Annotated in this window: 26 protein-coding genes and 1 tRNA gene; 7 read left to right on the plus strand and 20 right to left on the minus strand. The window is 40.7% G+C overall.

Going from position 1 to position 25,430, the window contains the following annotated elements; genetic code table 11:
• Positions 1-37: 37 nt before the first annotated feature.
• Both BM122_RS12625 and csm6 read left to right on the plus strand, forming a co-directional pair.
• Complete coding sequence (locus BM122_RS12625) at positions 38-1,183, plus strand: Card1-like endonuclease domain-containing protein (protein ID WP_177198134.1); 1,146 nt, start codon at positions 38-40, stop codon at positions 1,181-1,183.
• Entirely contained in the window at positions 1,171-2,280 is a 1,110-nt protein-coding gene (gene csm6, locus BM122_RS12630) for a CRISPR-associated ring nuclease Csm6 (protein WP_074905880.1), read from the plus strand. The genes BM122_RS12625 and csm6 overlap by 13 nt, the downstream gene beginning before the upstream one ends.
• Positions 2,281-2,676: 396 nt before the next feature.
• On the opposite strand, the gene BM122_RS12635 is transcribed toward csm6, so the two are convergent.
• From BM122_RS12635 to BM122_RS12645, 3 genes are all read right to left on the minus strand, one after another.
• Positions 2,677-3,156, minus strand: a complete 480-nt coding sequence (locus BM122_RS12635; protein WP_083398484.1) for a metallophosphoesterase family protein — start codon at positions 3,154-3,156, stop codon at positions 2,677-2,679.
• Positions 3,157-3,666: 510 nt separating this feature from the next.
• On the minus strand, positions 3,667-4,245 hold the full coding sequence (gene radC / locus BM122_RS12640; RefSeq protein WP_074905881.1) for a RadC family protein: 579 nt from the start codon (positions 4,243-4,245) through the stop codon (positions 3,667-3,669).
• Positions 4,242-5,177: a site-specific integrase gene (locus BM122_RS12645; protein WP_074905882.1), complete on the minus strand. Its 936-nt coding sequence runs from the start codon at positions 5,175-5,177 to the stop codon at positions 4,242-4,244. Before BM122_RS12645 ends, radC begins: the two co-directional genes overlap by 4 nt.
• A 282-nt stretch (positions 5,178-5,459) precedes the next feature.
• Here BM122_RS12645 and BM122_RS12650 point away from each other — a divergent pair, with 282 nt between their 5' ends.
• The gene (locus tag BM122_RS12650) at positions 5,460-5,984 is read left to right on the plus strand and encodes a hypothetical protein (RefSeq protein WP_074905883.1); all 525 of its coding nucleotides are present in this window, start codon (positions 5,460-5,462) and stop codon (positions 5,982-5,984) included.
• Positions 5,985-6,430: 446 nt separating this feature from the next.
• Here the strand turns inward: BM122_RS12650 and BM122_RS12655 are convergent, their stop codons facing one another.
• A complete protein-coding gene (locus tag BM122_RS12655) occupies positions 6,431-6,598 on the minus strand; it encodes a carbonic anhydrase (protein WP_083398485.1) in 168 nt (55 codons plus the stop codon).
• A gap of 320 nt (positions 6,599-6,918) precedes the next feature.
• Here BM122_RS12655 and BM122_RS12660 point away from each other — a divergent pair.
• A protein-coding gene (locus tag BM122_RS12660) for an IS5 family transposase (protein ID WP_143083434.1) occupies positions 6,919-7,684 on the plus strand; the annotation gives its coding sequence in 2 pieces (ribosomal slippage) (positions 6,919-7,571 and positions 7,570-7,684; 768 coding nt in all).
• A gap of 87 nt (positions 7,685-7,771) precedes the next feature.
• Here the strand turns inward: BM122_RS12660 and BM122_RS12665 are convergent.
• Entirely contained in the window at positions 7,772-9,268 is a 1,497-nt protein-coding gene (locus BM122_RS12665; protein WP_256212039.1) for a CAP domain-containing protein, read from the minus strand.
• Between BM122_RS12665 and BM122_RS25215 the strand changes: the two genes are divergently transcribed.
• Positions 9,159-9,434 carry a hypothetical protein gene (locus tag BM122_RS25215; protein ID WP_256212040.1) on the plus strand — a complete coding sequence of 92 codons (276 nt, stop codon included), beginning with the start codon at positions 9,159-9,161 and terminating at the stop codon, positions 9,432-9,434. The genes BM122_RS12665 and BM122_RS25215 overlap by 110 nt on opposite strands.
• Positions 9,435-9,468: 34 nt before the next feature.
• Here BM122_RS25215 and BM122_RS23380 read toward each other — a convergent pair whose 3' ends face one another.
• Positions 9,469-9,618 carry a hypothetical protein gene (locus tag BM122_RS23380; RefSeq protein WP_177198135.1) on the minus strand — a complete coding sequence of 50 codons (150 nt, stop codon included), beginning with the start codon at positions 9,616-9,618 and terminating at the stop codon, positions 9,469-9,471.
• Between the two features lie 1,103 nt (positions 9,619-10,721).
• On the opposite strand from BM122_RS23380, the gene BM122_RS12670 reads away from it, so the two are divergent.
• The gene (locus BM122_RS12670) at positions 10,722-11,381 is read left to right on the plus strand and encodes a hypothetical protein (protein WP_074905885.1); all 660 of its coding nucleotides are present in this window, start codon (positions 10,722-10,724) and stop codon (positions 11,379-11,381) included.
• Between the two features lie 531 nt (positions 11,382-11,912).
• Here BM122_RS12670 and BM122_RS12675 read toward each other — a convergent pair.
• The 7 genes from BM122_RS12675 to BM122_RS12710 all read right to left on the minus strand — a co-directional run bounded on the left by BM122_RS12675 (position 11,913) and on the right by BM122_RS12710 (position 19,535).
• The gene (locus BM122_RS12675; protein ID WP_074905886.1) at positions 11,913-14,348 is read right to left on the minus strand and encodes a DUF4062 domain-containing protein; all 2,436 of its coding nucleotides are present in this window, start codon (positions 14,346-14,348) and stop codon (positions 11,913-11,915) included.
• A gap of 632 nt (positions 14,349-14,980) precedes the next feature.
• Positions 14,981-16,057, minus strand: a complete 1,077-nt coding sequence (locus tag BM122_RS12680) for a hypothetical protein (RefSeq protein WP_074905887.1) — start codon at positions 16,055-16,057, stop codon at positions 14,981-14,983.
• Positions 16,058-16,646: 589 nt separating this feature from the next.
• Positions 16,647-17,117: an LEA/WHy family protein gene (locus BM122_RS12690; protein WP_074905889.1), complete on the minus strand. Its 471-nt coding sequence runs from the start codon at positions 17,115-17,117 to the stop codon at positions 16,647-16,649.
• 721 nt (positions 17,118-17,838) lie between these two features.
• The gene (locus BM122_RS26580) at positions 17,839-18,021 is read right to left on the minus strand and encodes a hypothetical protein (RefSeq protein ID WP_074905890.1); all 183 of its coding nucleotides are present in this window, start codon (positions 18,019-18,021) and stop codon (positions 17,839-17,841) included.
• A 51-nt stretch (positions 18,022-18,072) separates the two neighbouring features.
• Positions 18,073-18,702, minus strand: a complete 630-nt coding sequence (locus BM122_RS12700) for a hypothetical protein (RefSeq protein ID WP_074905891.1) — start codon at positions 18,700-18,702, stop codon at positions 18,073-18,075.
• 10 nt (positions 18,703-18,712) lie between these two features.
• On the minus strand, positions 18,713-18,985 hold the full coding sequence (locus tag BM122_RS12705; protein WP_074905892.1) for a hypothetical protein: 273 nt from the start codon (positions 18,983-18,985) through the stop codon (positions 18,713-18,715).
• Positions 18,986-19,031: 46 nt separating this feature from the next.
• Complete coding sequence (locus tag BM122_RS12710; protein WP_074905893.1) at positions 19,032-19,535, minus strand: hypothetical protein; 504 nt, start codon at positions 19,533-19,535, stop codon at positions 19,032-19,034.
• Between the two features lie 115 nt (positions 19,536-19,650).
• On the opposite strand from BM122_RS12710, the gene BM122_RS12715 reads away from it, so the two are divergent.
• A complete protein-coding gene (locus tag BM122_RS12715; RefSeq protein ID WP_074905894.1) occupies positions 19,651-19,866 on the plus strand; it encodes a hypothetical protein in 216 nt (71 codons plus the stop codon).
• Between the two features lie 474 nt (positions 19,867-20,340).
• Here BM122_RS12715 and BM122_RS12720 read toward each other — a convergent pair whose 3' ends face one another.
• The 7 genes from BM122_RS12720 to BM122_RS12750 all read right to left on the minus strand — a co-directional run.
• Positions 20,341-20,826 carry a hypothetical protein gene (locus BM122_RS12720; RefSeq protein WP_074905895.1) on the minus strand — a complete coding sequence of 162 codons (486 nt, stop codon included), beginning with the start codon at positions 20,824-20,826 and terminating at the stop codon, positions 20,341-20,343.
• Positions 20,827-21,216: 390 nt separating this feature from the next.
• The gene (locus BM122_RS12725) at positions 21,217-22,860 is read right to left on the minus strand and encodes an AAA family ATPase (RefSeq protein ID WP_177198136.1); all 1,644 of its coding nucleotides are present in this window, start codon (positions 22,858-22,860) and stop codon (positions 21,217-21,219) included.
• 67 nt (positions 22,861-22,927) lie between these two features.
• Positions 22,928-23,302 (minus strand): CHC2 zinc finger domain-containing protein, encoded by a 375-nt coding sequence (locus tag BM122_RS12730; RefSeq protein WP_074905897.1) that lies wholly within the window; start codon positions 23,300-23,302, stop codon positions 22,928-22,930.
• Positions 23,303-23,411: 109 nt separating this feature from the next.
• Positions 23,412-23,612 (minus strand): helix-turn-helix domain-containing protein, encoded by a 201-nt coding sequence (locus BM122_RS12735; RefSeq protein ID WP_074905898.1) that lies wholly within the window; start codon positions 23,610-23,612, stop codon positions 23,412-23,414.
• A gap of 77 nt (positions 23,613-23,689) precedes the next feature.
• Entirely contained in the window at positions 23,690-24,475 is a 786-nt protein-coding gene (locus BM122_RS12740; RefSeq protein ID WP_074905899.1) for a hypothetical protein, read from the minus strand.
• 188 nt (positions 24,476-24,663) lie between these two features.
• Positions 24,664-24,740: transfer RNA gene (locus BM122_RS12745), tRNA-Met, on the minus strand.
• Positions 24,741-24,911: 171 nt separating this feature from the next.
• Positions 24,912-25,430 (minus strand): transposase (locus BM122_RS12750; RefSeq protein ID WP_143083435.1); only part of this gene is annotated, 519 nt, incomplete at its 5' end.

Here is a 25,430-nt window from a genome sequence, read left to right on the forward strand (position 1 = left end):
TGAAGAATAAAAATAAGACTACTCTCTGAAGAAAATGATGAAATTTGATAAGCACCTTTGCCTGGTTTCTGCTCAAGCAACACCCAATCTTGCGCCAGCAGTTGATCCGAGCTTCCAGCCATCGGTGGTAACTTTGGCAATCAGTGGAGACATGCGGGAGAAAGCACAATGGCTGGAGGAAGTATTAAAAGAACGCAGTATACAAGTCGAGAAGCTGGCAATTGCCGATGCTTATGACTACAACCAATGCTGGGAATACTTTGCCGAATGGCTGGGCAAACAATCCAGTAATGTGGCATTGAATGTAACTGGAGGGACTAAAGTTATGGCAATGGCTGCAATGGATGTTTTTCGCGAAGAGAGAAAACCGGTGTTCTACATCAATATCGAAAATGACGAAGTGATTCGCCTCGATACCCGCGAGGCTCCGTTTATCCTTCCAACCAAAATCAAATTGAAACAGTATCTCGAAGCGCATGGCTACTCCGTGATGAAAATAAGTAAACCTGATATAGACCGGGATATCCGTGATTTTCTCAATCGCTTAGCTTATGAGAGCGAGCGTTTTGGTAAAGCTCTGGGCAAATTGAATTGGTTGGCAAGCCAAGCCGTGGAAACAAGGAAGACGGGAGTGTTTCTCTCGCCAGCCCTGGATAAGCTCGATCTCGATAATAATGCCTTAGATGAGCTTATTTCGATGTTCAAAAATGTAAACAAACTTTCACTGCAGGACAATAAGATCGTCTTTCCTGACGAAGATGCGTGCAAATTTGTCAACGGCGGATGGCTGGAATATCTGATTTTCCAGACCTTAGCCAGTCTGGCAGGAGGATTAGGTGGCATTGATTATGCCGCGAGTGTTGAAATACAAGCGCCAGATGGCAGAACACGAAATGAACTTGATGCCGCCTGCCTGCTGAGAAACACTTTGCATATCATTGAGTGCAAATCTGCCAACCTTTCCTCGAATGGGAAAGCAAGTGAAAGCAGCGGTACTGAGGCACTTTATAAGCTTGATGCTTTGCGCCGTATGGGCGGATTGCGCACCAAGGCCATGTTGGTGGATTTTCGTGGCAGTTTACGTGACATCGACAAAAGCCGTGCAGCTCAGATGAATCTGGCAGTGGTATCTGGTTCACAACTACGCAATCTACAGGGAGAAATGAAAGCATGGTTGAAATGATGTCTGGTGGCTATTCGCGTCGTATTCTCCTGTTAGTCACCGGCCTGACACCACAAGTTGTCACTGAAACACTGTACGCACTGGCCGTACAATCAAAGGAGAAATTCATACCGACTGAGATACATGTCATCTCTACTGGAGAAGGAGCAGAGCGCGCCCGCCTTTCTTTACTTGATCCTTCCAGCGGGCAATTCCATGCCTTATGTAGAGAGTACGGTTTACAAAGCATCCTGTTCCCACCGGAAAATATTCATGTGATCGAGGATACAACTGGTCAGCCGCTAACCGATATTCGTACGCCTGAAGACAATCTGCGTGCAGCCGATTATACCGTGCATTTCATACGCAAATTTTGCAGCGATGAGTCTTCGATCCTACATGTATCTATTGCAGGTGGACGTAAAAGCATGGGATTCTTCGCTGGTTATGCACTTTCATTATTCGGCAGAACTCAGGATCGTTTATCCCATGTGCTGGTAAACGATCCTTTCGAATCCCTACCAGATTTTTATTTTCCACCAATGCAGGGGAAAGTACTTTATTCACGAAGTAACCGACCAGTGCATACTTCGGATGCGCGCATCATGCTGGCTGATATTCCTTTTGTCAGATTACGAGGGGGCATCCCCCAAAATCTTCAGGACAGAAAAGTATCATTCCATGAGACGGTAGAAGAAGTGCAATCCGGCTTACGCTTTATCTCATTGTCATTTGATTTGCCCAAGAAATCAATCTGCTGTGGCGGAAAATGGATTAAGCTGCCGCCGGCATTGTTTGCTTTTTATCTCTGGCTTGCTCGCAGACAAGTTATGACCTCGGGCGAAGGTGCCATCCATTCTCAGGAAGCAAACCATCATGATTTTTTACGTGTATATGCTGATGTGGTCGGATCAATGTCAGCTTCCTTGGAAAATACAGCACAGGTACTTAAGAATGGCTTCGACAGGCAATTCTTTGAGGAAAAACTCTCCAAGATCAATAGGATCATAGAAAAGAGCCTTCCGCTTGAGGCGAGTTTCTACCAGATTGCGACCTTCGGTATGAAACCGTACAAAAAATATGGGCTGAGACTAACGCCTGATCAGATTTCGTTATAACAGCTCTCGATAAGCATTAAAGAAAATTTTGGAAAGTCCGAGTTCTATATTAGTCGATTCAACATAAATCTGTTTAGAGCACTTAATTGTACTGAAATTGCCCAACGTTATCTGTTGAATGGAATTAATTGCAATGAAACCATTACATTATCCTACTTTTGCCATGCTCAGTATGTGGTATTGATCGCCCATGAGTTTCTTCATATCAAGCGACGAAATGTTATAAAAGCTCTGCCCAGCTTTACATAATAAGAAAGGCTCGTGATTGATTACAATTTCTGTTTACTTGCTTGCTCAGCTAAAACAGCTTCTTTGGTTTTCTTTGGCTGATCCCAACAGACTATACAAACGGCGCAATACAGTTACGGCAGAATCACCTTGCCATATTTATATTGCTTATTTACACCGTTCAAAATGACTTTCCTTTAGCTGCTTTTCTCCTCTCCACTTGTAGGCGACCAGTTTGCCTCCCTCAGCAATACTGTAATCAAGGCAAGCGCAGTTATGTGATAAGGATTTCGGGATTTTATCATTCATCCAATAATGCCCGATAAAAGCGGGTTTATATGCCAACGGATAAAGATACCCGCTGTCTAGCGGCATATCAGCAAGCTTGTGGTCACTCGTTAGCTCAGAACCAAGATGTAAACGCTCTTTAATTTCATAGTGAGCTGGTATCCACCATTTAATTCTGGTCACTTTTCGAGTATGCCCATCCTTATCTTTAAATGTAACTCCTTCAGGTAATGCTACTTCGGGGCCTTTCAGTAATGTTTCAATGGCATGATAAGGTGCAGAATCTTTTTCACTACACATTGCATAGGCATTGCCTATCAAGCATTGCTTTTCATTGAGTAAGATAGATATCTCATACAAAGCTCTTCCGTTTCATGATGCATGAATCACTCTAATATCATCGGTATCAATATAAATAGGCAGGGTTTAGAAACCAATTAATGATCTGCAGGCGTTCTTCTACAGGGTATGTCGTTAGAAATCTTCATGCTGCTTGTTGTTTTTAGCGTCATGTGCTCGCAATGCCTTACTATCCTGCTGCTCATAATGATGTACTTAGTAGCATGCTGGTCTCAGAGTTAAGTTGTCTCTGAATAATAAGCTATAGCCTAACCAGTTCGAAATGATCCAAAGAGTATCCTTACTACACCATCGAAAACAAGTAGGAGTAAGCCAAAGAGCTGCGTAAATAACAAAACTAGTCCGTTGAGATGCTCTTCAAATCCTATACTTTCTAAATCATTCTTAACTGTTTAGGCTATATTTCACAATACAGTCACATTTTTTGTAAAAGGCTTACCCATAGTTTTCTTGGTGACATTCGACTGGGTGAGTTGGTTTTGATATTTGCAGTTAATTGCAAAACAATCATTACATTAACCCTAGCTCGGCCATACTCAATGTTTGCGCTCCAGCAATGATGAAATGATCTAGCACCTTTACATCAACCAATGACAATGACTGCTTCAGAGTGTCGGTTAGTATTTGATCTGCTCTGCTTGGTTCTGCCACTCCGCTTGGATGGTTATGTGCCAAAATCACTGCCGCAGCATTATGTTTGAGTGCAGCTTTTACTACTTCGCGCGGGTATACGCTGGCTTGAGTCAGCGTCCCACGAAACATTTCCTGCACGACTATGACCCGATTCCGTGCATCTAGAAAGATGACAATGAAAACCTCATGCTCGTGCTGTCTCAAGGTTAGCTTAAGATAATCCCGCACTGCATGGGGTGAATCCAGAACATCTCTCTGCTGCAATTCTTCTTCCAGAAAACGTTTTATCAGCTCCTTTGCCACCGCACATTTTTCATGAGGCATACCTTGTTCTGGGCAAGCCGCGAACAATGGCTGGAGCGAGCCTCGATACAGCAAACGTGATTCGCGCACACCGATAAGTTTGGCAAGCAATTCCACATTGGATAGGTTCTCATACTGCACGGACATTTTCATAACACTCCTCCCGCCGCATTATCTGTAAAAATATTGGCATCACGAATATAACGCTGTAGCATCGCATCAGATTTATGGCCGGTTTGCTGTCTAATCTTCCAGCTACTGACTCCTGCTTGGGCTGCAGAAGTAATCAATCCCGCCCGCAAGCTGTGGCCTGAATATTGTGAAGAATCGAGTCCTGCTGCTTTCGCGCGTTCCTTGATCACTAAAGCAATCGATTGAGGTGAAATTATTTGTGCCCCGATCTGGCCATGACAGTTAACATTGCGAAAAATTGGGCCTTCAGTTATCCCAGAGAGCTGCAGCCATTCGCGCAAGGCAATCACTGGGCAGGCAATACCTCGTGCGTATGGAATAGCAATTTTCCTGCCTTCCCTCGCTTGATCTGTTTTGCTGCGTCGTAAATGAATCAGTACACCTTGCAGCACAAACTGAATATCGGAATATTGTAAGCTAGCCAGCTCACTTCGTCGGAAGGCTCCCGCGAAACCGATCAGCAACAAGGCTTTATCACGAATGGCTTTAATACCTTGTAGATTATTTACCATCGCCATAATATCTTCTTTGATGGCAGGAGCCACTTGGCGCTGCTTCACTCCATGCTGGTTTCGTATGCCGCGAAAAGTGACTCGCACCAATTCAGTGCTGACTGGATTGGGCCATTGCTTGATATTGTGTAATTTAGAAAGACTGGCCAATCTGCGCGTCAGAGTAGCGACGGTAAGCCCTTGAGCATAATGAGCCAAATAACAGGCAATCTGCTCTGAGGTTGTGGGTAAGGTGCCTCCCCAGTTCTGAAAGTGCTGCAGATCATCTCGATAAGCCCGCAAAGTATTGGCCGAAAGCGAAGCATTCAGATAACCACATACTGCCGCATTATCTAATATTACGGAATTCTGTATCAGAGCCTGGTTAACTGGATAATTCATTCATCCTCCGCTTGTAGCAACTCAATTACATATAAAACATTATGTTTTTCAATAACTTATTGTATCATATTGAGATAATTTGTCAATAAAACAATAGGTTACATACGATGCGGGGATAATAAAAATGATTTTTTATGCCAAAGAATGTGATTTCTAAGTTTGAAAAAGTAGATTTGGGAGTAGGCACTAAGTGAAAATTGCCCAAATCCATACTTGCTGAGCTGATCATTATGTATGCATAATCCCTCATCAATATTGTTATTAGTGTTCTGGTGTCCGCACATGAATTTTGAGATCAAAAAAATTCTTAATATGCCCTTCAATCTCCAAAAGCGTAGCCGCTACCCATGGTTGTTTGGCGCAGCTGTGGTTGTTAGTTTTACATGTTTTTACGCCCTCCTACCCGAACATTTCCAATCGCCTCAGCTTTTGCTGTCGATACTGGGCTCCATTGCCGCCTTTTTTCATTTCCTATACTTTCAGCACAATACGAATACAGAACGATTCATTGTTCTCTTCAAGGATTTTAATAGCCGTTACGATAAGCTAAACGATGATCTAAATAGAATTGCAAAAAAATCCAATTGCTTTAAGCTGAGCCAAAAAGAAATTCAAATACTGTATGACTACTTTAATCTTTGTGCAGAGGAACATCTTTTCTATAAAGCGGGATACATTGATGAGAATGTCTGGGAAGCTTGGAGTGCAGGCATGAAGTATTTTCTTTGCTCACCACGCATAGCTAACCTATGGGCGAAAGAAATCAAGCGTGGCTCATATTATAAATTTTCTTTAGATAATCTATGAATGCGATCTAATCTCTAAATTGTTTCTAAGTAGTGATAAGTAAGAGTTATTGATAGTTAGAAATTGGTTTGCAATTAACTGCAATGGACTGCTAGAGCAGGAAATTTCCAGATTTACTTTAATCAGTTGAGGAAGCGCGCTCTCCCGGTCTTGAGTTCGCACACAGCACCAGCCAGAATTACATGCCTTTCCTCTAGCGCGCGTTTTGCCTCTGGAAAAGCGAGCAGTTGCTGAATGACCAACGCACATTCGCCTTCACAGCTGCTTGAACAAGTTCTCCCAACTCTGATTGAAATCGAGTCCTTTTGAGCCGGGTTTGATCAACTTGATGAGAGATTCGATATGTTCGGGTTCATTGGCGTGATATATAGCATTGCATTCAGAGTAGCCGCAACAGTCCTGCGATCCTCATGGGCCAGTACAACAAACAACGATGTATGAAGATGTTATCTGGCATATTGCAAGGAATCGGCCATATCTTCGGCAATGAGGTTTCTAGCAAGGCGAATGGTAAAAATATCCACAAACCCCACATCGAAAATGAATTCTGGCGGCACACGTGAATCACTGCATTCTATAACGGTTGCAAAAGGTTTTTGAGCTTCAACAAGCAATGGGCGCCAGGAAAACTTCTCATGCGCATGATACGATTTTTTTGGTCATGATTAGTTAATTCCGAGAGTTGGAGTATTTTTCCCTATCTCCAATTTTATATGTCAGTTCTTAATTTGCAATTAACTGCAATTCATCTACCTTCGTATTGTGTTTGTTCATTGAGGAAAGTTTTCTTAAGGTAATTAGTTGTAACGAATATGGGCAATTAAAGTCATTTTAAACATACTAGGGTCTGTTGACGTTTTATGATAAGTATTTCATAGATAGAAACAAACTCGTAATATTAGGGTTCCCATGCCACCAACAAAATGAGTTTGCGATGCCCCGAATAATGCTCAATGATGAGTACTGGTCGAAGCTGGAGAAGATTCTGCTTCAAGAATCGATTTATAACAAGCGCAATCTGCGCATGACAGTAGAAGGCATACTGTATCGAATGCGGGTTGGCTGTCCGTGGCGCGACCTGCCCAAGGTGTTCGGCTGCTGGAATTCCATCTATAAAAGATTCAATGCATGGTCATTGAGCAGGAAATGGATCAATATTTTCAAAGCATTGGCTATTGATCCGGATTGGGAATGGGAATTTATTGATGGCAGCTATGTTAAAGCACATCAACATAGTGCGGGAGCAGCGAGTCAAGAATCGCAAGCAATTGGCAAAAGCCGTGCAGGCAATACCACCAAGATCCATCTAGTGGTCGATGGTTATGGCTTGCCAGTTGAGTTTGAAATCACCGGTGGAGAAGTCAATGACTGTTCTGCCGCACCTGATTTGATTGCGAGGTTGCCTGACGCAAAAGCAATAGTTGCGGACAAGGGCTATGACAGCGAATGGTTACGGGAACAGATAACGAAGAAGGGAGCTCGGGCTATGATACCGGGAAAGCGCAATTCGTTGAAGGGCAATGCAGATATGGATTGGGGTTCATATAGATACCGGCATTTGGTGGAGAATGCTATTGCCCGGCTAGCAGTATCGGGCAATAGCAACACGATACGACAAACTGAAGCGAAATTACGAGAGTATGGTAGCTATAGCATGTGGATATCTATGGTTACCTATGCAAAATGTCAACAGACCCTAATAACAAAAAACAATTATTTTTAATAGATAACGTCAGAATTAACGGCTGGCGCGGTTTTATCGCACCAGTCCGTGCCTGAATGAATAGTTAGGCATTTAATTCGTACCTAGCCCCTTTAATTCTAGCTTGATTCGTTATAAACGAGAGGCGAGAACCTACAAGGTCAACCGTGATATTACGGGACAGTCCATCGCTGAGAGGAAGATCTGCGATTATGAAAATATCCACCAACCTCTCAAAATCCGTGACGGCCTCACCATAACGTTCGTTGTACGCCTGAAGGATCGCTGCCCTAAGCAGGGCGAAATCGACGTCCACCACGCTACGCGGCGACGGGCCGCCGAGTACATCCTCATATTTCGAACGGATCACGTCGATAAACACCGGTTGCCGCAGACGCTTACCTTCCAACAACTTCAGCAGCGCCTCGGCGAGCGCAGGATAGGGCGTAAATTCGCTGTTATTGAGCCATTGCCTGAGATCCGCTTCCGGAACGCTAAAATCGATACCGATCGTGCGCATTGCCATGAGCTTATCGCTCGGCAGCGTTGGTAGCGCAAGAGTAGGGGGCTGTCCTGTCATGCCAATCTGTAGCTTGGTTTGCACATCAAAAAATATCGAAACATCACCTTCATCGACATCACCGTCATCATCCAAATGCGCTATCCGGATTACATTTTCCCCGGCTTGTTGAATAGTCAGGGAACGAGTACCAAGGTCTTCCCATCCTGGATCAATGCCACCATCATGCTCCTCAGCTTTACATTCAATGGTAACCGGTAGACTTCCTTCCTGTGTTAGCGCCTTGTCGATTACTGGTTCGTCGAGGTCGTCAGCCTCTACGTTATTTAACAGGATTGTGCCTGGCTGGTTACCAAGACGACAGGTAATTCTCCAATCGCAAATACCGCCTTCGTTGCAGTTATGGACACGCATTTTTGTGAAGCGAACTTCAATAATGTGGCGAGTTGTATGCCCTCCTAGTTGCCCGCCTGTATCTGGGGGAGGAGGGGATCCCGCAACGTTGTATGGGCGCTGACCTCTTATGTTACCGGCCGGGGCGTAGTTGCAAACCCAGATCACGTAGGTTCGACCATCGTTAGTAGTTCTTACTGCCCGGCCGCAGCCGAGCCGCTCTGTGCTGCTCCAAACCAGTTGCGTGTAATGGCCGCACTCCTTTCCTTCTGCACATTTGTTTAATTTGTAGTTGTAATCGATCTTCTCACTCTCCCATCTATCAACGGCCCTGCCGGAAGATTGGTCAGGTGTGCCGGTCGACCACTCCAAACTGAGATTTTCGCCCAATCTGAGATCGGCGATGTGTTTGCAGTGCTGAATCTCTGCCGGCTTGGTGTAGTGATCGGGGTGGTCGCAGTGATGACTCTCCGGCGGGTTTTGAGTGATGAGATAGTCTGCATACTCCTGGGCTATCGCCGCTACGGCAGGATCCCAAGTGAGGTCGGGGATACTTACCATGCCACCAGTTTCCGATAACCATCCCCATCCGAGATCAGCAGGCAGTTCTTGGCGACGAGCCTCGTCCCTTACGACGCCCCGGCGGACGGTATTATGCGCGTCCAGCATTGCGGCAATCTCAGTATCGCTGAGCGGCGCCGCCGAGACAACGGTGCTGCTGCACAGCGCTACCAGAAGCGGGATAACCAATACCTGTAGTTTTGGTCTTGCCATGGTCTTCTCCTTTTTTCGTGTAATGCGACTAGAATTTCTATTGAAGATTAGAATTAGGTAATTTTTCTTGAATCTTTTCTCTGCTAAATAACAATTCAAACTATTATTTTCTGCTCGGGCTCACCAAATACCGTGATATCCGTGGCAATATTAAGAGGATTTCCCCAGTCAATTTGCATCAAGAATTCGACACCACTCGTTATCGAATCACCGGGGTTAGGGCCATGCGGTCTAAAATTTTTCACCCAGATGGGAGCCAAGCCACGATGTCATATCACACCCTCAACATCAAAGATACCCCGGAAAGATACATTCACACGCCCAGATGTGCATGATCGAGATTTACAGTTCAAGGTAGAATATCCACTGTTAATTCCATTTCCAAATCAAAAATGACGCGAAGGCTAGCCGCAGACAGTGTAAAAATCATACGGCAAGGTGAAGCCGATAAAGTCAGTTTTGATTTAAAAATGGAATAAGATGCCTACTTCATCTTATGCCTCCTCTGAGATACGATTACTTATATATCAATCAGAATTTCGAGGGTCTTGAGTGATTTAGTGCTTGATTCCAATTTTCTGATTGACACATGAAGCAAAGCAGAGGTTGAGGTTTAAATCAAAGGACAACTTTGCTAATTAGAGATGCTAAGGAATAATAAATAAGTTGACAATAATTCAAATGCATACAAGTCTCATCTCTCAATTCAAAGAGCATTAAAAAGTAATACCAAAGATTAATTCATTTCTTCTGTACGGATTTGGTTCAAGTGGTCGAGATTGTCTGCTGCTAGCTTTAATAGCTTGTATTGATTTTGGTTCCTTACTCCTGCATATCCCAAGTGATTTTTGACGAATAATTGATGTATTTCTTCCTCGCCAATGAATATTAATCTGCGTTAGAGTTGAATACCTTTACCTTTAATAAAATAATAGAAAAGTTGAAAAGCAGACGATAAAAAAGAATGTCATCGTTTATGAAGCTAAAGTAACAAAACCTGATGCCGAAACAATTCATATTATTGTCGAAGAAGACAGCATCTTTGCCGAAATGCGGTATCCGCATAAAATAAAATTCACTAACTAAAATAGTGGTGCAGAAAGCATGTCGAAACGGGTAGCTGACTTTTGATTAAAGGTCATTAAATAAATATCTTCTATTCTTCTATCTCTCGATGAATCTCTTTGTCTTAATTTGGCCACAACGACATATAAAGAGGAAATCTCACTTTTTGATTTAGCAAAACTACTAAGCGGTGCTATTTGTGAAGCTGATATGGGAACAAAGTAATAATATTACCGATGTATGACAGAAGAGGGAAACAGTGTGCTTTTAATTTAAACTGATTATGAAAAAATTAAAATTAGTAGCTATAGCTTTATTTCTGCTTTCATGCAACGCTTACGCATTAAAGATAAGTTTTTCTGCTGGCGAGTGTCTTACTCCTGCCGAAGATGCTATTACACAACCAACGTCAAATAAGATTGAAAGCGCTTATTATTTATCTGAGGATCAAGGAAATGGTTTTTACATACTGGAATTGCATGGGGGATTGCCAAGATTCGTTAATACCAATGATGATATCTGCATTGATCACGAAACCAATATAGGCTATCGATTGTACTTTGATGCACACGGATTCCCTCCTGCCCCAATTCAACTACCTACTCCAATTGATAAAATTCCTGCTACAGGCTATTTCGATGGGAAAAAACTCATCATTTTTAGCAACTCAATCTATACTGACCTTGCCGGGAAGTTTGATTCTAGTACAAATTCGTTAGCAACAAGTAAGTTCATGCCAGTATCTAACACGGTATTTTTCGACTATATTGCAGAATCGAACTCTTTCAGGTTAACCAAAATAATCAGAAATATTGGTTCTATCCATGCAAGCGCATCTCACGAACCGCTATTCCATACATATATCGAATTTGTTGATCCTAGCCCAAATGGAACGAATATAATGATTCCTAAAATGGATATAATCTATAAATTAGAAAACTGATATATTCAAATCCCAGTGACAATGGGTTTCGTTTAGCATTGGAAAAAATGCGGCGCACATATGCTCGCTGAAGCAGCCGTGTTTTTCTAGAATCGTTTCCCTACCCCATTATCTATGGAAAGTAAATTTGCAATTAACTGCAAATGGAGTCTAGCCGGATATTCTGCTTAATCTAGGGAGAGTAAGGAAATAAAAATGTTATGGGAAAGCTGATTATTGTGCATATAAAGAAATGCTTAAGAATTAGTTAATTTCTAGAGTTGCGGGCATTTCTCTTTATCCCCAATATTTGCTGTTAATTGCAAATCGACCATTAGTATACCTTTTCTTTTTATTGAGACAAGTTTACCTAGTGCGGTTGCAAAAAATCTTAGCTTTAAGAAATCTCAGGGTTATTTATAGATAGGTTGATTGAAACAAGCAAAGCATATTTCATAGGGGGTAGCACTTCAAGGTGCTGTTCATTACGAACCAGCACGCCTAACTCAGAGGATGAGAACTATCCTTCTATTAAGTCCGTTGAATGCCCTATTATTTAATTTTAGTAGATACGCCATTAGAGAGAGGCATTTGAGCAAAATGCTCTAACAGCATCCTATGAATGAAAATATAACCCCCACCCACCTTCTGTAGAAATAAGCGGTCTGAGGCATAATTGAGGAATTCAGCATAGCGTAAAGGCATATTACCCCGTCGCCAAAGGAGAAAGCGTAAAGTGAAATGCTGAATGAAAGCTGCACCGCCATTCATCCATCCGCCAATAAGTCCCCCCATTATCATCGTAAAAAACCATGAAGAGATACTTATGAGGAAACCTTCTTTTTCCAGTATTTCTAGATCATGAATGCGATAATTTTGTAAATAGATGTAATAAATAGAGTAAATAATCGCAATTAGGCTGAAAGTTATCAAACCAATAAATACACCTCTTTTACCTGATCTCCAAATACCTTGATTAACTCTTAATCTCGATATCTCTTCAGAATAAATCGGCCCACCTATTAATGAGCGAGAAATTCCAATTAAAATTGCATATTCTAATGATATTTTAAAAATCAAAACTAAGGAAAATTCTTCTTTTTGAGTGGTTATATTCGCAAACAATCCCACAAAAAATAAAAGTATTAATGCATAAGTCGCCCATCGTAGTCCATTCCTAACCGGTGCTTTCCAAGACCAGTTGAAGGTTTCAGCGAGTTTTATTTCATTGGCTGAACTCCGCCATCCTGCGATTACTGCAACAAATAATCCATAAGCCATAAATTTAGCATAAGAGATCATAGCATTTTTAAAAAGAGGCATAGGCTCACTGATAGCACAAAGAAACTGCTTCATGCAAAATACTCCAATTATTGTCCCGGTAATTAAACCTGTTAATGCCGTTATCAGCAAAAAAATTAAAGCAACAGAAAACCTATAAAATAGAATTGACTTAGAAAGCCAGGTTGGCTTGATTTTCTCCATTAAGAATACTGTTTGAGATTCTTTTTGCATCCTCTGAGCCAGCCAACCTAGCCACTTTTTTGTGTGTGCCGGCGGATATTGATGAACAGTCCCTGGCTTTTTAAAAATTATCTCCTTATTGAACATCTCTTCTATGTAAGTATCGAATATATCTTTGCGACGTTCCTCTAGTGAACCTGTCCTTGCAATATCGGCAGCCTTTTTGTTTTTATAGGCCAAGCTCACAATAGAAAGTAAAAGTGGAGTTTTAATAATCTCTCGAAGAGTTTCATCCTCTTCTAGTAACATCTGTACGCCTTGTAACTGCTCCCCCGCCTCAGTTAAATATTGTGTAATCTGATCCTCACTAATGGGTTGAAGACAAATAGCGCCTCTTAACCTCAGGCGGTTGGTAAGCGCCTCGTACTCTCTACGCCGACAACAAACAACCAACTCGGTCATTCCGTACTCTTGCATAAATTGGTTGATTGCTCTAACACAATCTTCTCTGAATTCGGCCTTTACTTCATCCAAGCCATCGAACAATAACAGCAATTCCTGGTTTTTAATCCACCCCTCCACTGTGGATTTTGAAACTTGATATAGATTTTTAAATTCTTGGGTTAACCATCTCTGTATCGTCAAATCTTGGCTATACCAAGATGATAGGTTAAACACCACTGGAATTGGTAGATTCGTATCACTCTCGGCACGGCTAATCCAATTTTTAGCTAATCTTAGTAAAGCTATTGTCTTACCAGCGCCAGGTTCTCCTGATATCAAAAGGGTTCTGCCTTTTCCCATCTGGTTAAAAACATCTGTCGCTTCCGTTCCTAGTGGCAGTGTTTGTATTGGGGCTTGAAGGCCTATAAATGGATGCTCAACTGCTGATGGGCGGTCTTCCAGGACCAACTCAATCAATGCATTGGTGTAGAGAGCTCTTTCTAGAACCCCCTTGATCCAATATTCCTTGACCTTATTGAGTAAAACCTCACGATAATGTAATTGATCATAAGTAAATTGCTTTCCAGCAGCTTCCTTATTATTGGAAAACGATGCGATCCATTTGTCAGTAATCCAGCGATGCAGATCTGCTGTAATCCGAGCAGCTAATTCATGTGGCTCACAGAAGGTCGTGACCGTATGACGGCCAGTTAATTCTTTTTTTAAGGCGGATAATCGTTCAGCATTTAGTGAATCTTTCTCATGCCACTCGTCAGGAATTGCCTCTATCTCCTTAAAATAGATAAAGCAGGGTAGGTTTTTTTTCAGTGCTTGGCGGTATTCAGCCTCAGTAATGCCTGACCCATAGCGTCCAGCAAAAATACCAATATAGATGTCGCTGATGTCTACTTCTTGCAATGATACTTCACGTGTTGTTTCTTCTCGACTGCCGAAATATTCCATACCATTCAGCTTAGTTTCACGCATCCTTTGTAAAACTTCTTCTACCGCTTTTCGCTCTGGCTTTAAGTCCTGCCAAGTTGAGCTAATGAATACATGGTATGTTTCAACTACAGGCAATGGAGGTTTCCTCGAAAAAATATTTTCAGATTGGAATACTCAGCTAGTTTTCTAACTTTAAAAGTTATAGGACGAATTCCGTCCAAGTTGAATCATTCAACCTAGAGTTTATAAGAATCATAGCCGGATTCATATTCTATGTATTGAATGATCTGTTGAAAAGAAGGAAATCTTGTGATTATTAAAAGTTTAATTTATAGCAATAGATAAAACGTCATGCCCACAGTTTGGAGTGTATGTTCGCTGAGGCAGTAATAATTTTCATATTAGCACCATCTTCCCTATACCCAGCTGTATATGGCAAGCACAAATTTGCAATTAACTGCAAAATGGCTCTAGCCAGATATTCTGCTTAATCTAGAAAAGGTATGGGAATGTAAATTTTTCTAGGTAAGCTAATTATCATGGAAACAAAAATTGCTTGCTTAATAATTTATTAATTGAGAGAGTTGGGATATTATTCCCTATCCCCAATTTTTTTGGCAGTTCTTAATTTGCAATTAACTGCAATTCACCCAATTGCGTACTTTCTAGTTTATTGAGGAAAATTTTTCCTAGTGAAACTAATTGTAAAGAACTTTAGCAAATTAAAGCATTGTAAGCATATTGTATATAGAGGAAAATGCTCTCCTCTATACCTCTATAACTTCTAGACCATCTAGGCAATAAAACTTATCTTCTAACCATGGATCATCTGGATTTACCCTGCCATAGTAGTTATATTGATTACAGACTGCATACATTCGATCCCACATTCCAGCATAGCGAATATCGTTGCCTGTACAATGTACACCGTCACAGCACCATCCTGGAATAATGTGTGGTTCTGTAGCAGTTATCTTGTCGATCAGAGTATTTACTTCTGTTTGGGTAACAGTTTCGAGTGCATCGGTTACTGGCGAGTTACCTCCGGTAAGAAACCATGCAGCTTGGCAGAGAAAGTTATTATCATTTTTCAGTGATCTCTCATGTCGAAGATAGATGTGCTGTATCAGCCGTCTAGCTGATCGGCAATCATTAGCTATAGCTAAATCACCTAATTTGTGCGCCATGGTTGAAATAGTAGGAGCAGATTCTTGGTTCTGTAATACCCATCGTAGAGCATCCACTTTTTCTTGATTATCTATTGCTTTTTCTAAACCTGATAAGCAGTCATCTATAGTGTAAGCTGAGCGATCATAAAGTATCTTTCTGGTTGCTAACATTCCACTGTATATATAGTCATGGCCGCCGGTATCAGGATGCCACCAATTGGGTATCTTGCATATCCGAATCAATTCAGCCATGACGCTGGAAAAATCCACATCCTTAGAAAGCAGTTTTGCATAACTGTCAGATAGCTTCTCCATAACTGCTATTGAGTGGCCGTCTTCTGCTGATCCAATCAATAATCTCCTGACAATACGAAACTGAGTGCCATTCAGTTTTTGTCTAAAAGACCAACAGTAAGTTAACCAATAAGCTGCTTCATCCAAATTTCGCAATCTGATTCCTTTGACTAAACCAGAGAGAGCCTGATAGAAATTTGGTCTGACCGATAGTTTCACTTCTTTTTTGGGGTAACACCCAACAGCTTTTAAATGATTACACCAACCTTCAGAAATGAAATTGTGACAGGTACATGTATTTAGATTACGGTCTACTTTATACGGAGAAAGCTCACCTGATGGAAATATTATCAGGCAGGTGGAGCTGAGATTATTATTCATATAACTCCTTGTTTATCAAGAGCAAAATCTATTTTAACACATTGATAAACAAGAATTATTTTAAAGCTATGTTTATTTTTAACTCTATCTTCTCAAGATTTTTGGATGCATAATTAGCCCAAAAGGATCATAACTATTACTCTTAAATTCCCCAGAGTTGAAATCTGTTATATCGCTTAAGAACGCTACTGATTTAGGTGTTTTGAAAAATCCATGGTATCACCAGTCAGGTGAGACTTTAGTGTAGTAATCAAGTCTGCTGAAAGCGTTGCCACACCTTGTTTCCAGTTTATTTACTGTAACTGAGGAGCAGATTAAATTTTTGGCCGACAACAGCTGATAGTATCAGGTGCAGCTATTTAGGTAGATGGGATGTGATCGACGTTAACGTTAAGAGAGTAAGCTTGCAATACGCTCGGCTAGTGATTTGCAATCAATTGCAATGAAGTTAATAGAGTAGGGATTCTCCCCTTGTTTCATTAAAATTTTGATATTGCAATTAATTGCAAAAGCAATACCCTTCGATATTTCACACCCTCTGCTTAAAAGGTTATGTTTTACTCCAGTATCATGAGTTTGTTGAGATGCACTAAATACCAGCACCATTAAAAGGGATAGACACGTCACCTTTTTGCTCAAACGGGATGCTGCCCAAACCATCCACAAAGAGTTGCCCAGAGATTCGGTAGTCTATTTTGTCAGAGCTGGATTTCTCTAATTGGCTTAATTGCTGCCATAGCATTCCAAGGGAGCTGGTCGCTTTTACCTCCATCACCGCTTCACTCATGCGGGGCACGGTAACGGCCTTATCGGAAAGACCCTTGGCAAACTTCGTTCCGTTGAGTTCAAGATCAACGGTCATGCCATTGATACGCAGGGCTACGTCATTGGGATTTTGGATGCGTAGCTGGAGGTTAAACCGCTGCTCCAGGAGGCCAAGTTCCACAAGCTCGATATTAGCCAGGGTGATTTCGGGTTTTTGCTTGATTGCCCCCAGTTGAGTACAGGCAACTACTAAAGCAACCATACCTAGAAACAGCATTAGAACAATGCGTGGCATACTCCCTCCAAATAGAGAATCGTGTTTAGGCTATAAATATAGGTTAATCGCATGCCCGCAGTTTGGAGTATATGCTCACTGGAGCAGTAATAATATCCATGCTAACCCCATCTCCCCTATCCCCATCCATATTTATCAAACACAAATTTGCAATTAACTGCAATTCCAAGTAGTCATTTTTTGCCATTAATTGGAAAATCATTAGGGTATGTTGACATTTCACATTCGTAACTATAAATGTCCACAAGCCATGGAGAGCACGCTTTTGTAATCTCTCTCAAGCTTGTCATACCGGGTTGACTCTGCTTAATACTGCTTTAATGTGTCAAAGGCCTACTCTACCAAATACCGATAGCTACTATATAAGCTCCAATCCTTGTCTGCATTGCCTTTTACCCGATTTCCCTTCCTTAATATCACAGCTTTAGCTCCCTTCTTCATTATTTGACAAATTATAATTCTCAGCCCCCCAAATAAATCTTTGAGTTATTCTTGGCAGATTTTACTGATGGCCTGCAGATCCTTGATCTATTGCTCCTGTACTAATACTGATGTGTCTTGGCATTGCTGCCTTCAATAAATTTCCACTCCCGATCAGTATCAATGATCAGTGCTTGGAAAATCCTGATCCACTTGCACCTTAATGACTAGGCATGGAATGTTTTGTAGATATCATTCCAATCTCCAAAATCCTCAAATAAGTCACCCCATGGGCAAACAATTAGCAGGCGGTAAGCACACCTTCTGCTATTATTCGCAAATTGTGCTTGTTATAAATCGCTTCCTGAAGCAGGATCTTCTCCAGCTTCGACCGGAACTCACCATTGAGCATCAATCGCGCCATCGCAAACTCGTTTTGTTGATGGTGTGGAAACTTCAATGTAGCGAGCTTGTTTCTTTCCATTAAATGCTTATCTCAAAACGTCAGCGGACCCTAGCAGAGCTCTGTAAATTTTTATAGTTCCTTGAGTATTTTATCTAGTTCATCCAAAATAACCTGACTACCATAACTCTCTTCCTCTGCTAGCCAAGTCCAATTACTGTCATAAGCCTCGTAAACAGCAGTCAAATTTAAGAGCTTGTCACGTTTTTGTTTATTACTTAGATTTGTGTTTAGGAACCATCCATTGGATAGCTTATGATAACAATTTGAATCTTTAGCTCGATTTGGATCACGGGGAAAAAGTTCTGCTGGATTTCTCGCGAGGTAACGCGCCCCATGAGAACCACGTATGAACATTGAATTTAATACATAATCATCAATGTCTTTATCTGGCTTGTTATTGAGTATTTTTTCAACGAGCCAAATATACGCTTGCTTTGCTGATGGAAAAGACTTTGATTGATCAGCGAAGGTTACATTTATAGTAAGCTGATCATTCTGCATGCTGCTTAATTTGCTTATGCATGAAACATTCCAGTTAGGGTACCTTTCATCAAGAATATCGGCTATTTCATCTGCGAAATCTTTATCGTTTTCGTTATTGGCATTTTTATATGCATGTATAAGCTCTTGACATGAAGTTCCTTGTCGTCGATAAAGCGCTAATAAACGAGTTTGTCTTGCTGTAGATATTTCTGACATTCTAGTCTCCTTAATGCTTGATCCGCTTGTAACGTTTACCTGCAGTAACCAGTACTCCTTCATCGCTGACTACAATATACGCATTTAGCCATTCATTCATACGTCGGATAACTTGTCGGCCCACGGCTCGTTCTAGATCCCGGCGCGTACTACGCGTGAAAGTAAAGATAGTGCCGCCCTGATGATCATGAATTTCATCACCAAAATCTCTAAGCCATTCAATGACCAAGTTCGGAATACCTCTCTGCTGACAACGAACCGCGGCATGAATAGATTTATGCATTTCCTTGTTCCTTTTCTGATTTAGTAGCAGCTTCCCCATTCAGCTTTTACTTTTCTACAGATGTTTCAAGAAACTCATCCAATTCTGCTAATATTTTTTCACCCTCATCTTCAGATGCTCTACGAATCTCGTCTGCAAGAAACCATTCTTTATCTCCGGGTCTTCTGATCCAAAGATATTTCCATGCGTTTCGATTCATACCAGCTATAGCATTGGCTAAGGCGCTGGGGGAAATAGATTTACCTTGATATATTATTTCGTCACCTTCAACTTTCGCATAATGGTACTCCTCCCTGTATCGCATACGGATTTCTGTACCATGACACAAGAAGAGCGAGTTATCTTTGTATTTCCAGGTATAACCGCGAGATTCTGTGCTATAGATTTCAGGCATGAGGTCTTCTGGCTTCCAACCTGCGTTATCCATCCAGTAATAAATTGCATCTTCAACTACCACTACAGGGTCACGATTACTACCCACTTCTCGTAAAAAATTTATTAGCTTGATAAATGTGTTAGTAGGTATTGGAACTGCTATTTCTGTTTTCATTTATACATCTCCTCTTATATAAATAGAATACAGAATGAGAATAGCATTGTAAAGCACAAATAAGATTAAATTAGTATATAAAAGTATTATTAAGCAAATATGGAGATATATTTTGATGAAAGCACAAGAATTCGAGCTCGATAAATTCACCTCGGACGGTATCCCTTATGGAATAAGCCTCAAGGCAGTTGTTGACGCTATGTACGAAGCAAATAGCAATTCAGCGGAATTCTATTATTCTGCAGAATGTGCGTTAGATGACATTACGCTGCTTATTAATAGTCTTATTGTAGCTCTAGTGGAGTTATTGATTTCTTCTTGGCGGGAATGACGAGCGGAGTTCTTCTTTGCGCTAGATATTCTCTTAACGCCATGCTGTCATATTCTTCGATGACATAATGGTAGCAAGACAAGCTTGTTTGGTTTGTGCTCGGTTGCCTGGCCAAGGATTCTGCTTCATTGCTCTCAGTTCAATGCAGCTAGCTACTACAGCAACTATGCCTATAAATAGCATTAGAGCAATACGCTTCATGTCCCTACGAGCAAGGCATGGCCTTAAGGAAATAAAAACAGACTAATCATCATGCCTACAGTTATAAGCATATGTCAGATGGGGCAGCGATATGTTGTATGGCAGTACTATCTTTTCTTATCTACCGAATGCTTATGCCATTTGTCAAAATGCAATTAACTGCAATTCCAGTATCTGAGAGCCAGTAAATATTCTCATTAAATTAAAGAAAGCTATTTTTTGCAATTAATTGCAATGGATATAGCAGCTAGTCAATATGAGACAAGGCTGTATTCAAGAGTTATCGGATGTCCCACCGATACTTATTATAGAAATAGCCTGGCTCTGACTTGGGCATTCTATAGGATTGCCATTTTGGTCATAACTCCAGCCAGTGTCATTAAACCGTTTACTTAAATCAAAATCAGCTATTTTATGCTTTAACATTTTCTCTAAGGCACCATTAACAGATGCCATAGCGCCTAACACTCCCAGAGCTGCTTTGATGCGTACCGAGCTGGGTTCTGTCAGATCACACATAGCTTCTTGCAGGGTCTCTATTGCTGTTATAGTTGCACCATTCATTTTCTTTGCTATTTCCTCTAACCCAGAGGATGCAATTAAGTTCAGCTTCGAATTGAATTCTGGAAGCTTTTGCCACCTGTAGAGGGTCATAGTAGTAATCTCCAGTTTCGCGGCAACCTCACATGCTGGAGTACCTATAGCGAGTAATTGGAGAGCAGTAACTTGCTTAGGTTTTAATGGCTTATTGTTTTTCATAAATCCCCAACAAAATATAACATGTTATAACAATCGGTGGGATATCGTTATATAAATCTCCCCAGCATAATCTAATATCCCTTCCAATCACGATATACACATCCTCAGAAAATTATCGATTGCATAATTCAGTTCACTTACATTGCATTTAATTGCACAGCTTCCTAATTTGCTGGATGATAAAAATAAGTTACCTTTCACTCTAAATCACATGTTTTTTAATTAGTTAAGTAGCTCAAAACCCTAAGGGGGTTTTGAGCTTAACTACTTTCGCTTTAAAACTAATTAAGTACTTAATCATATTTATCTTACTGATTATAAATAACATATTATCTCTATTAGGCTGTGGTATTAAGGTACTTAATTTTTATTATTAAGTGGGATATTAAGCTATAAAAATTGGCTGAGGTCTGGATAGTATTTATCAATTTTAACTTTCCCTTCCTTGGTTAAAGAAAGATTGTCTTTTTCAAGCAAACCCTTATTCTTAGCAGTCTTGAGTTGCTGAGATACTGCTGATGCTGAAATTTTGAGTATCTTTGAAATCTCAGCCTGAGATTTAGGTTTGCAATCTCGTATGATACGTAATGTCTCATAATATGCGGGAAAAACCTCAGAACCTTCGGATAACCACTCTAGATACCCTTTTTCATTTTGGATTAGTTCTACTTTTAAGCTATCAGGTGCTGGCCGTATACCACGCAACTTAACAAATTCAATATTAAATGCTGCACCAGCCTCAGGATTTCTAATTGACTTCTCTGCCTCTATTAGCTTGATTGATGTATCGAGAAAATCTTCCCTTCTGGAGCCACCGCGCTGGTCTCCATTCTTCCCTGCATGATGTATGACAACTACTGCATATCCTTGACTCCGTAATTTGAGTAACCAATGTAGCATGGTATCCATGTCGCTATTGCCATTTTCATCCAACCCGGCAGTCATACTAGACAGATTATCGATAATAATGATTTCAGGTGCTCGGTTAGAGCTTTTCAGATCATCAAGAAAGTCATCGATTTTTTGAAGATCAAATTCGTCATTTAGGTTTAAAGATAGGCCGTTTCTCCACAAATGTTCACTTGGCAGGATATCCAATAATTGCGGGCACTCATCTCGACAAAGATTTTTAATCCGGTACTGTAACGAAGCAAGTGGCATTTCACCATCTATAAAAAGAACCCTTCTAGCCTTTGGTACATCCCATAAAAAAAATGACTTCCCTAATGAAATAGAAATTGCGAGCTCCAATGTGAACCAAGTCTTGCCTATATCCCGTTTAGCGAAAATCATTATAAGAGACTGAACAGTAATAAATGGATAAACCACATAATCTAATTCAGGTAAGTTAAGTTCAACAAGCTCATCAGCAGACATTAAAAAATTTATAAGTGGCTTATTCTCCTTTTTCGACGGTTCTACTTCAGGATTAATCGTCGGTAGATTATTAATATCATCAAAACATGCGTCTGCTTTTTGTACTAGCCAGTCAACAGCATCTCCCGCTTTAGGAAGATTTAACTTAGCAACATCAATTACTTGGATATTGCAGTTTAGTGTAGCAAGAATATTCGCTACATCTTTTGCGTAACTATATCCTGCAAGATCATTATCTGGCCAGAGCACGATTTCACGACCAACCAGTGGGCTCCAGTCAGCCTTGTTTGCAGATGTCGATGCTCCGCTGGTCGTGGCGATATTTAGTTTATATACTTTGAGTCTTTGGAAAAATTTATTAAGTTGATCGGCGGCCCATTCACCCTCACATATCCAGATTTTAGCTTTTGGGTTGGAGGAAACAATTGATAGGTTATATATTGGTTTTAAATCATTAAAAAATTTCGGCTCCCCCCAAATCCATAGGGAGTTGTTGTGATAAAGTGGCCTTATCCGTTTTTCTTTCGTATCAGGATTTTTTAAACGAATTTTTAAAAAAATTATGTTTCCATCTTTATCGGTGTACCGATGAATTGCCTCAACCTTATAACCTTCATTTAACAAATTTTGACATACTGGGTGCTGCTCAATTTCCAATTGTATTTTCTGATGTATTGACGTAGAAGAGGATGATGTTTTGTGTTCTAACATATAGACGGACATTTCATCTCCTCCCTTTTATTCTTTTAAGCTGAAGCACCGACTCTCTAAATCCAAGGCCATATCGCAGACGGTGAAAATCTATTACATCGCCTCCTTTTGCTCCACAAGCATGACAGAAGAAGCCACCATTTTTTAGATTTATGGAAAGACTTGGATTTTTATCATCATGAAAACAACATCTTACATTAATCCAGTCGGTATAAGATATAATGCTGGCAAACTCTTGCTTATAATAAAAAATAGGCGAGGGTAATTGTTCCCGAAGAATACAGCTTTGATGTGTGGTAGCAATTGATTTAAAATTGCTCTTACTTAGTGAAGTTGAAAGAGCCGCCTTGGCTTGGATTCTAACTGCTTTTTTTTTGTTGATCCTCATTCCTTTCCTTCTCTGCTATATTTGCTATAAATTCAACTGAGTTATTTACTGTGAATCGATTGGCGACTCAATTAATTAACATTCTATTTTTTCATCCTAATTAATTTAATCACTCAGCAACTGAATGTGAGATATATGCATCAAGATCAGCGATTCGGTAGCGTACAAGGCGCCCAACTTTAATATAGGGCAATGCCTGAGTCTTTTCGCTGGCCCATTTAGCAAGCGTAGCAGGGCTAACTCCAAGATATTCTGCGGCTTCTTGTCGAGTCAGAAGTGGGGAAGTATTAGGTGTTTTTGGTATTAACATAGCGTCTCCTATCTATTTTTGGAAAACGCCATAATATTTGATACATTAATTAAAAATTGGCAGAATAATTTTTAATTTTATTCAAATTTTGTGCCGGAATTTTTCTTAAATCTACTTGCGAGGATGTTCTTAACTCTGGTTCTGTCCCAATTCTGATCAAGTAAAATAGAAATCAGCTGAGCAAGAAAGGTATCGCTTTTTATTTTTAAAATACTCTCTGATAAAAAATCTGCTAGCCCGTATACTAAAGCTGTATTTATATTGCCACTCGTATTAAGCTGGCTGGAGTAACTGGTAGGAAGACCGTCCCAGTTATATAGAGGAGTTTTCGCGAATTCTCTGAGATCATCTGCTAATAAGGGAAGCATATGAGCAAGTGAAGCACGCCTGCTTGCATACTCTGAATCAATAGATTTTAGGGCTTTTCTTGTTTCTTTTTTGAGATCGACCTCTTTAGGGGAAATATTCCTCGCAACGGGTGGTAAACAGCGTCGCATATATAAAATGGTGTTACTAAATTTTGCAGGAATGCCAATATCTACAATCTGATCTTCATCCGCCTCTTCTTTAACCCCATGCGAGAGAGGGAGTTTCACATTCCCACCAATAAAAAGGCTAATCTCATCAAGACTATCAGCCATTGCCGAACACTTTCTTTGAAATTCCTGCTGATCAACACGCTCAATCCGCAGAATCGCATAAGTCAGATTAGCTATATCCGTAAAGAAAACATTAAGCTGACCCTTTTTCAGAGTTGAAAGTTTTTTGTTAAAGCATTTATACGTAGCTTTTTGTGTATCTTTTTCGAGGGCTGAACGCAAACGGCCCAATAATTCTTGTCTGGATAGATCTTTTGCTGCCATAGACATGCCATTCCCGCGATCAATATCAGTATTTGCCAACTAGAAAACTAACTGTACAAATTAATATCAAGAGAGTAAATTAAAGCAACTTGACTTGGTAGGATGTCCCAGAGTAAGTAAGTGTTACCCCTGTGTTACCCCAAGTTGAAATGAAAAAGCCCTAGCGAATGCTAAGGCCTTGATATTGTTGGTTGCGGGGGCAGGATTTGAACCTACGACCTTCGGGTTATGAGCCCGACGAGCTGCCAGACTGCTCCACCCCGCGCCAGAACTGAATAGATTAGCAAATAATGCCTGTACCGTCAAATCATAATATTTCATTATTCGTTTGATAAGGCAATGATTAGATCAACACCATAGCCCTTAGAATGATGCTCATATCTCTTATTACTCAAGTTTCAAAGTTCAAAATCGAATAGAATTTCACTGATCAGCCCTATCCAAAGCTTAGCGCTGCAAGGTAAGATGATCTAATTGCTGAGCTTGTACAAAAAAACTGATTTATGTATGTTTCAATTGCTTCCATGATCTGTTCAACGGTGCAGCCAAGTTGGCGTTCAATGCCTGACAGACCCTCATGGACCAATGCACGAAATAGTAGCCATAGTTGTTTTGCGAAACTCAAGTTTGTTAACCCCTCGATCAATTTGTCCCTCACAGCGCTTACATGCAATCCACTGCCTGCTTGCTTAGCGAAGACTAACATGCAAAAGCATATGGCAGCCAGATGGATCGATGCAATATGAGAGGAAAAACTACTGGTCTGCTCCTTCAACAGACCAAGGTGGCGTTTGCTTTCCTTGAAGTAAACCTCAATATCCCACCGTAACGCATAGATTTCCACCATACGGCTTGCTTCCATTGTGGTATCCGTAGTAGTGATAAACAATGCCCAATCATGTTTACCAAGTGTTGCTGCATGATCTCCTGTGGTTCCTTTAACAAAGAGCAGCCG

The sequence above is a fragment of the Nitrosomonas communis genome, assembly GCF_900114745.1.
Lineage (GTDB): Bacteria > Pseudomonadota > Gammaproteobacteria > Burkholderiales > Nitrosomonadaceae > Nitrosomonas > Nitrosomonas communis_A.

Excerpts from the sequence above, each read along its gene's own strand:
- radC (WP_074905881.1), bottom strand. The coding sequence starts at position 4,245 with ATGAAAATGTCCGTGCAGTATGAGAACCTATCCAATGTGGAATTGCTT.
- BM122_RS12735 (WP_074905898.1), bottom strand. The coding sequence starts at position 23,612 with ATGTTAATACCAAAAACACCTAATACTTCCCCACTTCTGACTCGACAA.
- BM122_RS12670 (WP_074905885.1), top strand. The coding sequence starts at position 10,722 with ATGAAAAAATTAAAATTAGTAGCTATAGCTTTATTTCTGCTTTCATGC.
- BM122_RS12665 (WP_256212039.1), bottom strand. The coding sequence starts at position 9,268 with ATGCTGGACGCGCATAATACCGTCCGCCGGGGCGTCGTAAGGGACGAG.
- BM122_RS12625 (WP_177198134.1), top strand. The coding sequence starts at position 38 with ATGAAATTTGATAAGCACCTTTGCCTGGTTTCTGCTCAAGCAACACCC.
- BM122_RS12730 (WP_074905897.1), bottom strand. The coding sequence starts at position 23,302 with ATGAGGATCAACAAAAAAAAAGCAGTTAGAATCCAAGCCAAGGCGGCT.
- BM122_RS25215 (WP_256212040.1), top strand. The coding sequence starts at position 9,159 with ATGCCACCAGTTTCCGATAACCATCCCCATCCGAGATCAGCAGGCAGT.
- BM122_RS12700 (WP_074905891.1), bottom strand. The coding sequence starts at position 18,702 with ATGTCAGAAATATCTACAGCAAGACAAACTCGTTTATTAGCGCTTTAT.
- BM122_RS12715 (WP_074905894.1), top strand. The coding sequence starts at position 19,651 with ATGAAAGCACAAGAATTCGAGCTCGATAAATTCACCTCGGACGGTATC.
- BM122_RS12680 (WP_074905887.1), bottom strand. The coding sequence starts at position 16,057 with ATGAATAATAATCTCAGCTCCACCTGCCTGATAATATTTCCATCAGGT.
- BM122_RS12720 (WP_074905895.1), bottom strand. The coding sequence starts at position 20,826 with ATGAAAAACAATAAGCCATTAAAACCTAAGCAAGTTACTGCTCTCCAA.
- csm6 (WP_074905880.1), top strand. The coding sequence starts at position 1,171 with ATGGTTGAAATGATGTCTGGTGGCTATTCGCGTCGTATTCTCCTGTTA.
- BM122_RS26580 (WP_074905890.1), bottom strand. The coding sequence starts at position 18,021 with ATGGAAAGAAACAAGCTCGCTACATTGAAGTTTCCACACCATCAACAA.
- BM122_RS12690 (WP_074905889.1), bottom strand. The coding sequence starts at position 17,117 with ATGCCACGCATTGTTCTAATGCTGTTTCTAGGTATGGTTGCTTTAGTA.
- BM122_RS12740 (WP_074905899.1), bottom strand. The coding sequence starts at position 24,475 with ATGGCAGCAAAAGATCTATCCAGACAAGAATTATTGGGCCGTTTGCGT.
- BM122_RS12710 (WP_074905893.1), bottom strand. The coding sequence starts at position 19,535 with ATGAAAACAGAAATAGCAGTTCCAATACCTACTAACACATTTATCAAG.
- BM122_RS12705 (WP_074905892.1), bottom strand. The coding sequence starts at position 18,985 with ATGCATAAATCTATTCATGCCGCGGTTCGTTGTCAGCAGAGAGGTATT.
- BM122_RS12650 (WP_074905883.1), top strand. The coding sequence starts at position 5,460 with ATGAATTTTGAGATCAAAAAAATTCTTAATATGCCCTTCAATCTCCAA.
- BM122_RS12645 (WP_074905882.1), bottom strand. The coding sequence starts at position 5,177 with ATGAATTATCCAGTTAACCAGGCTCTGATACAGAATTCCGTAATATTA.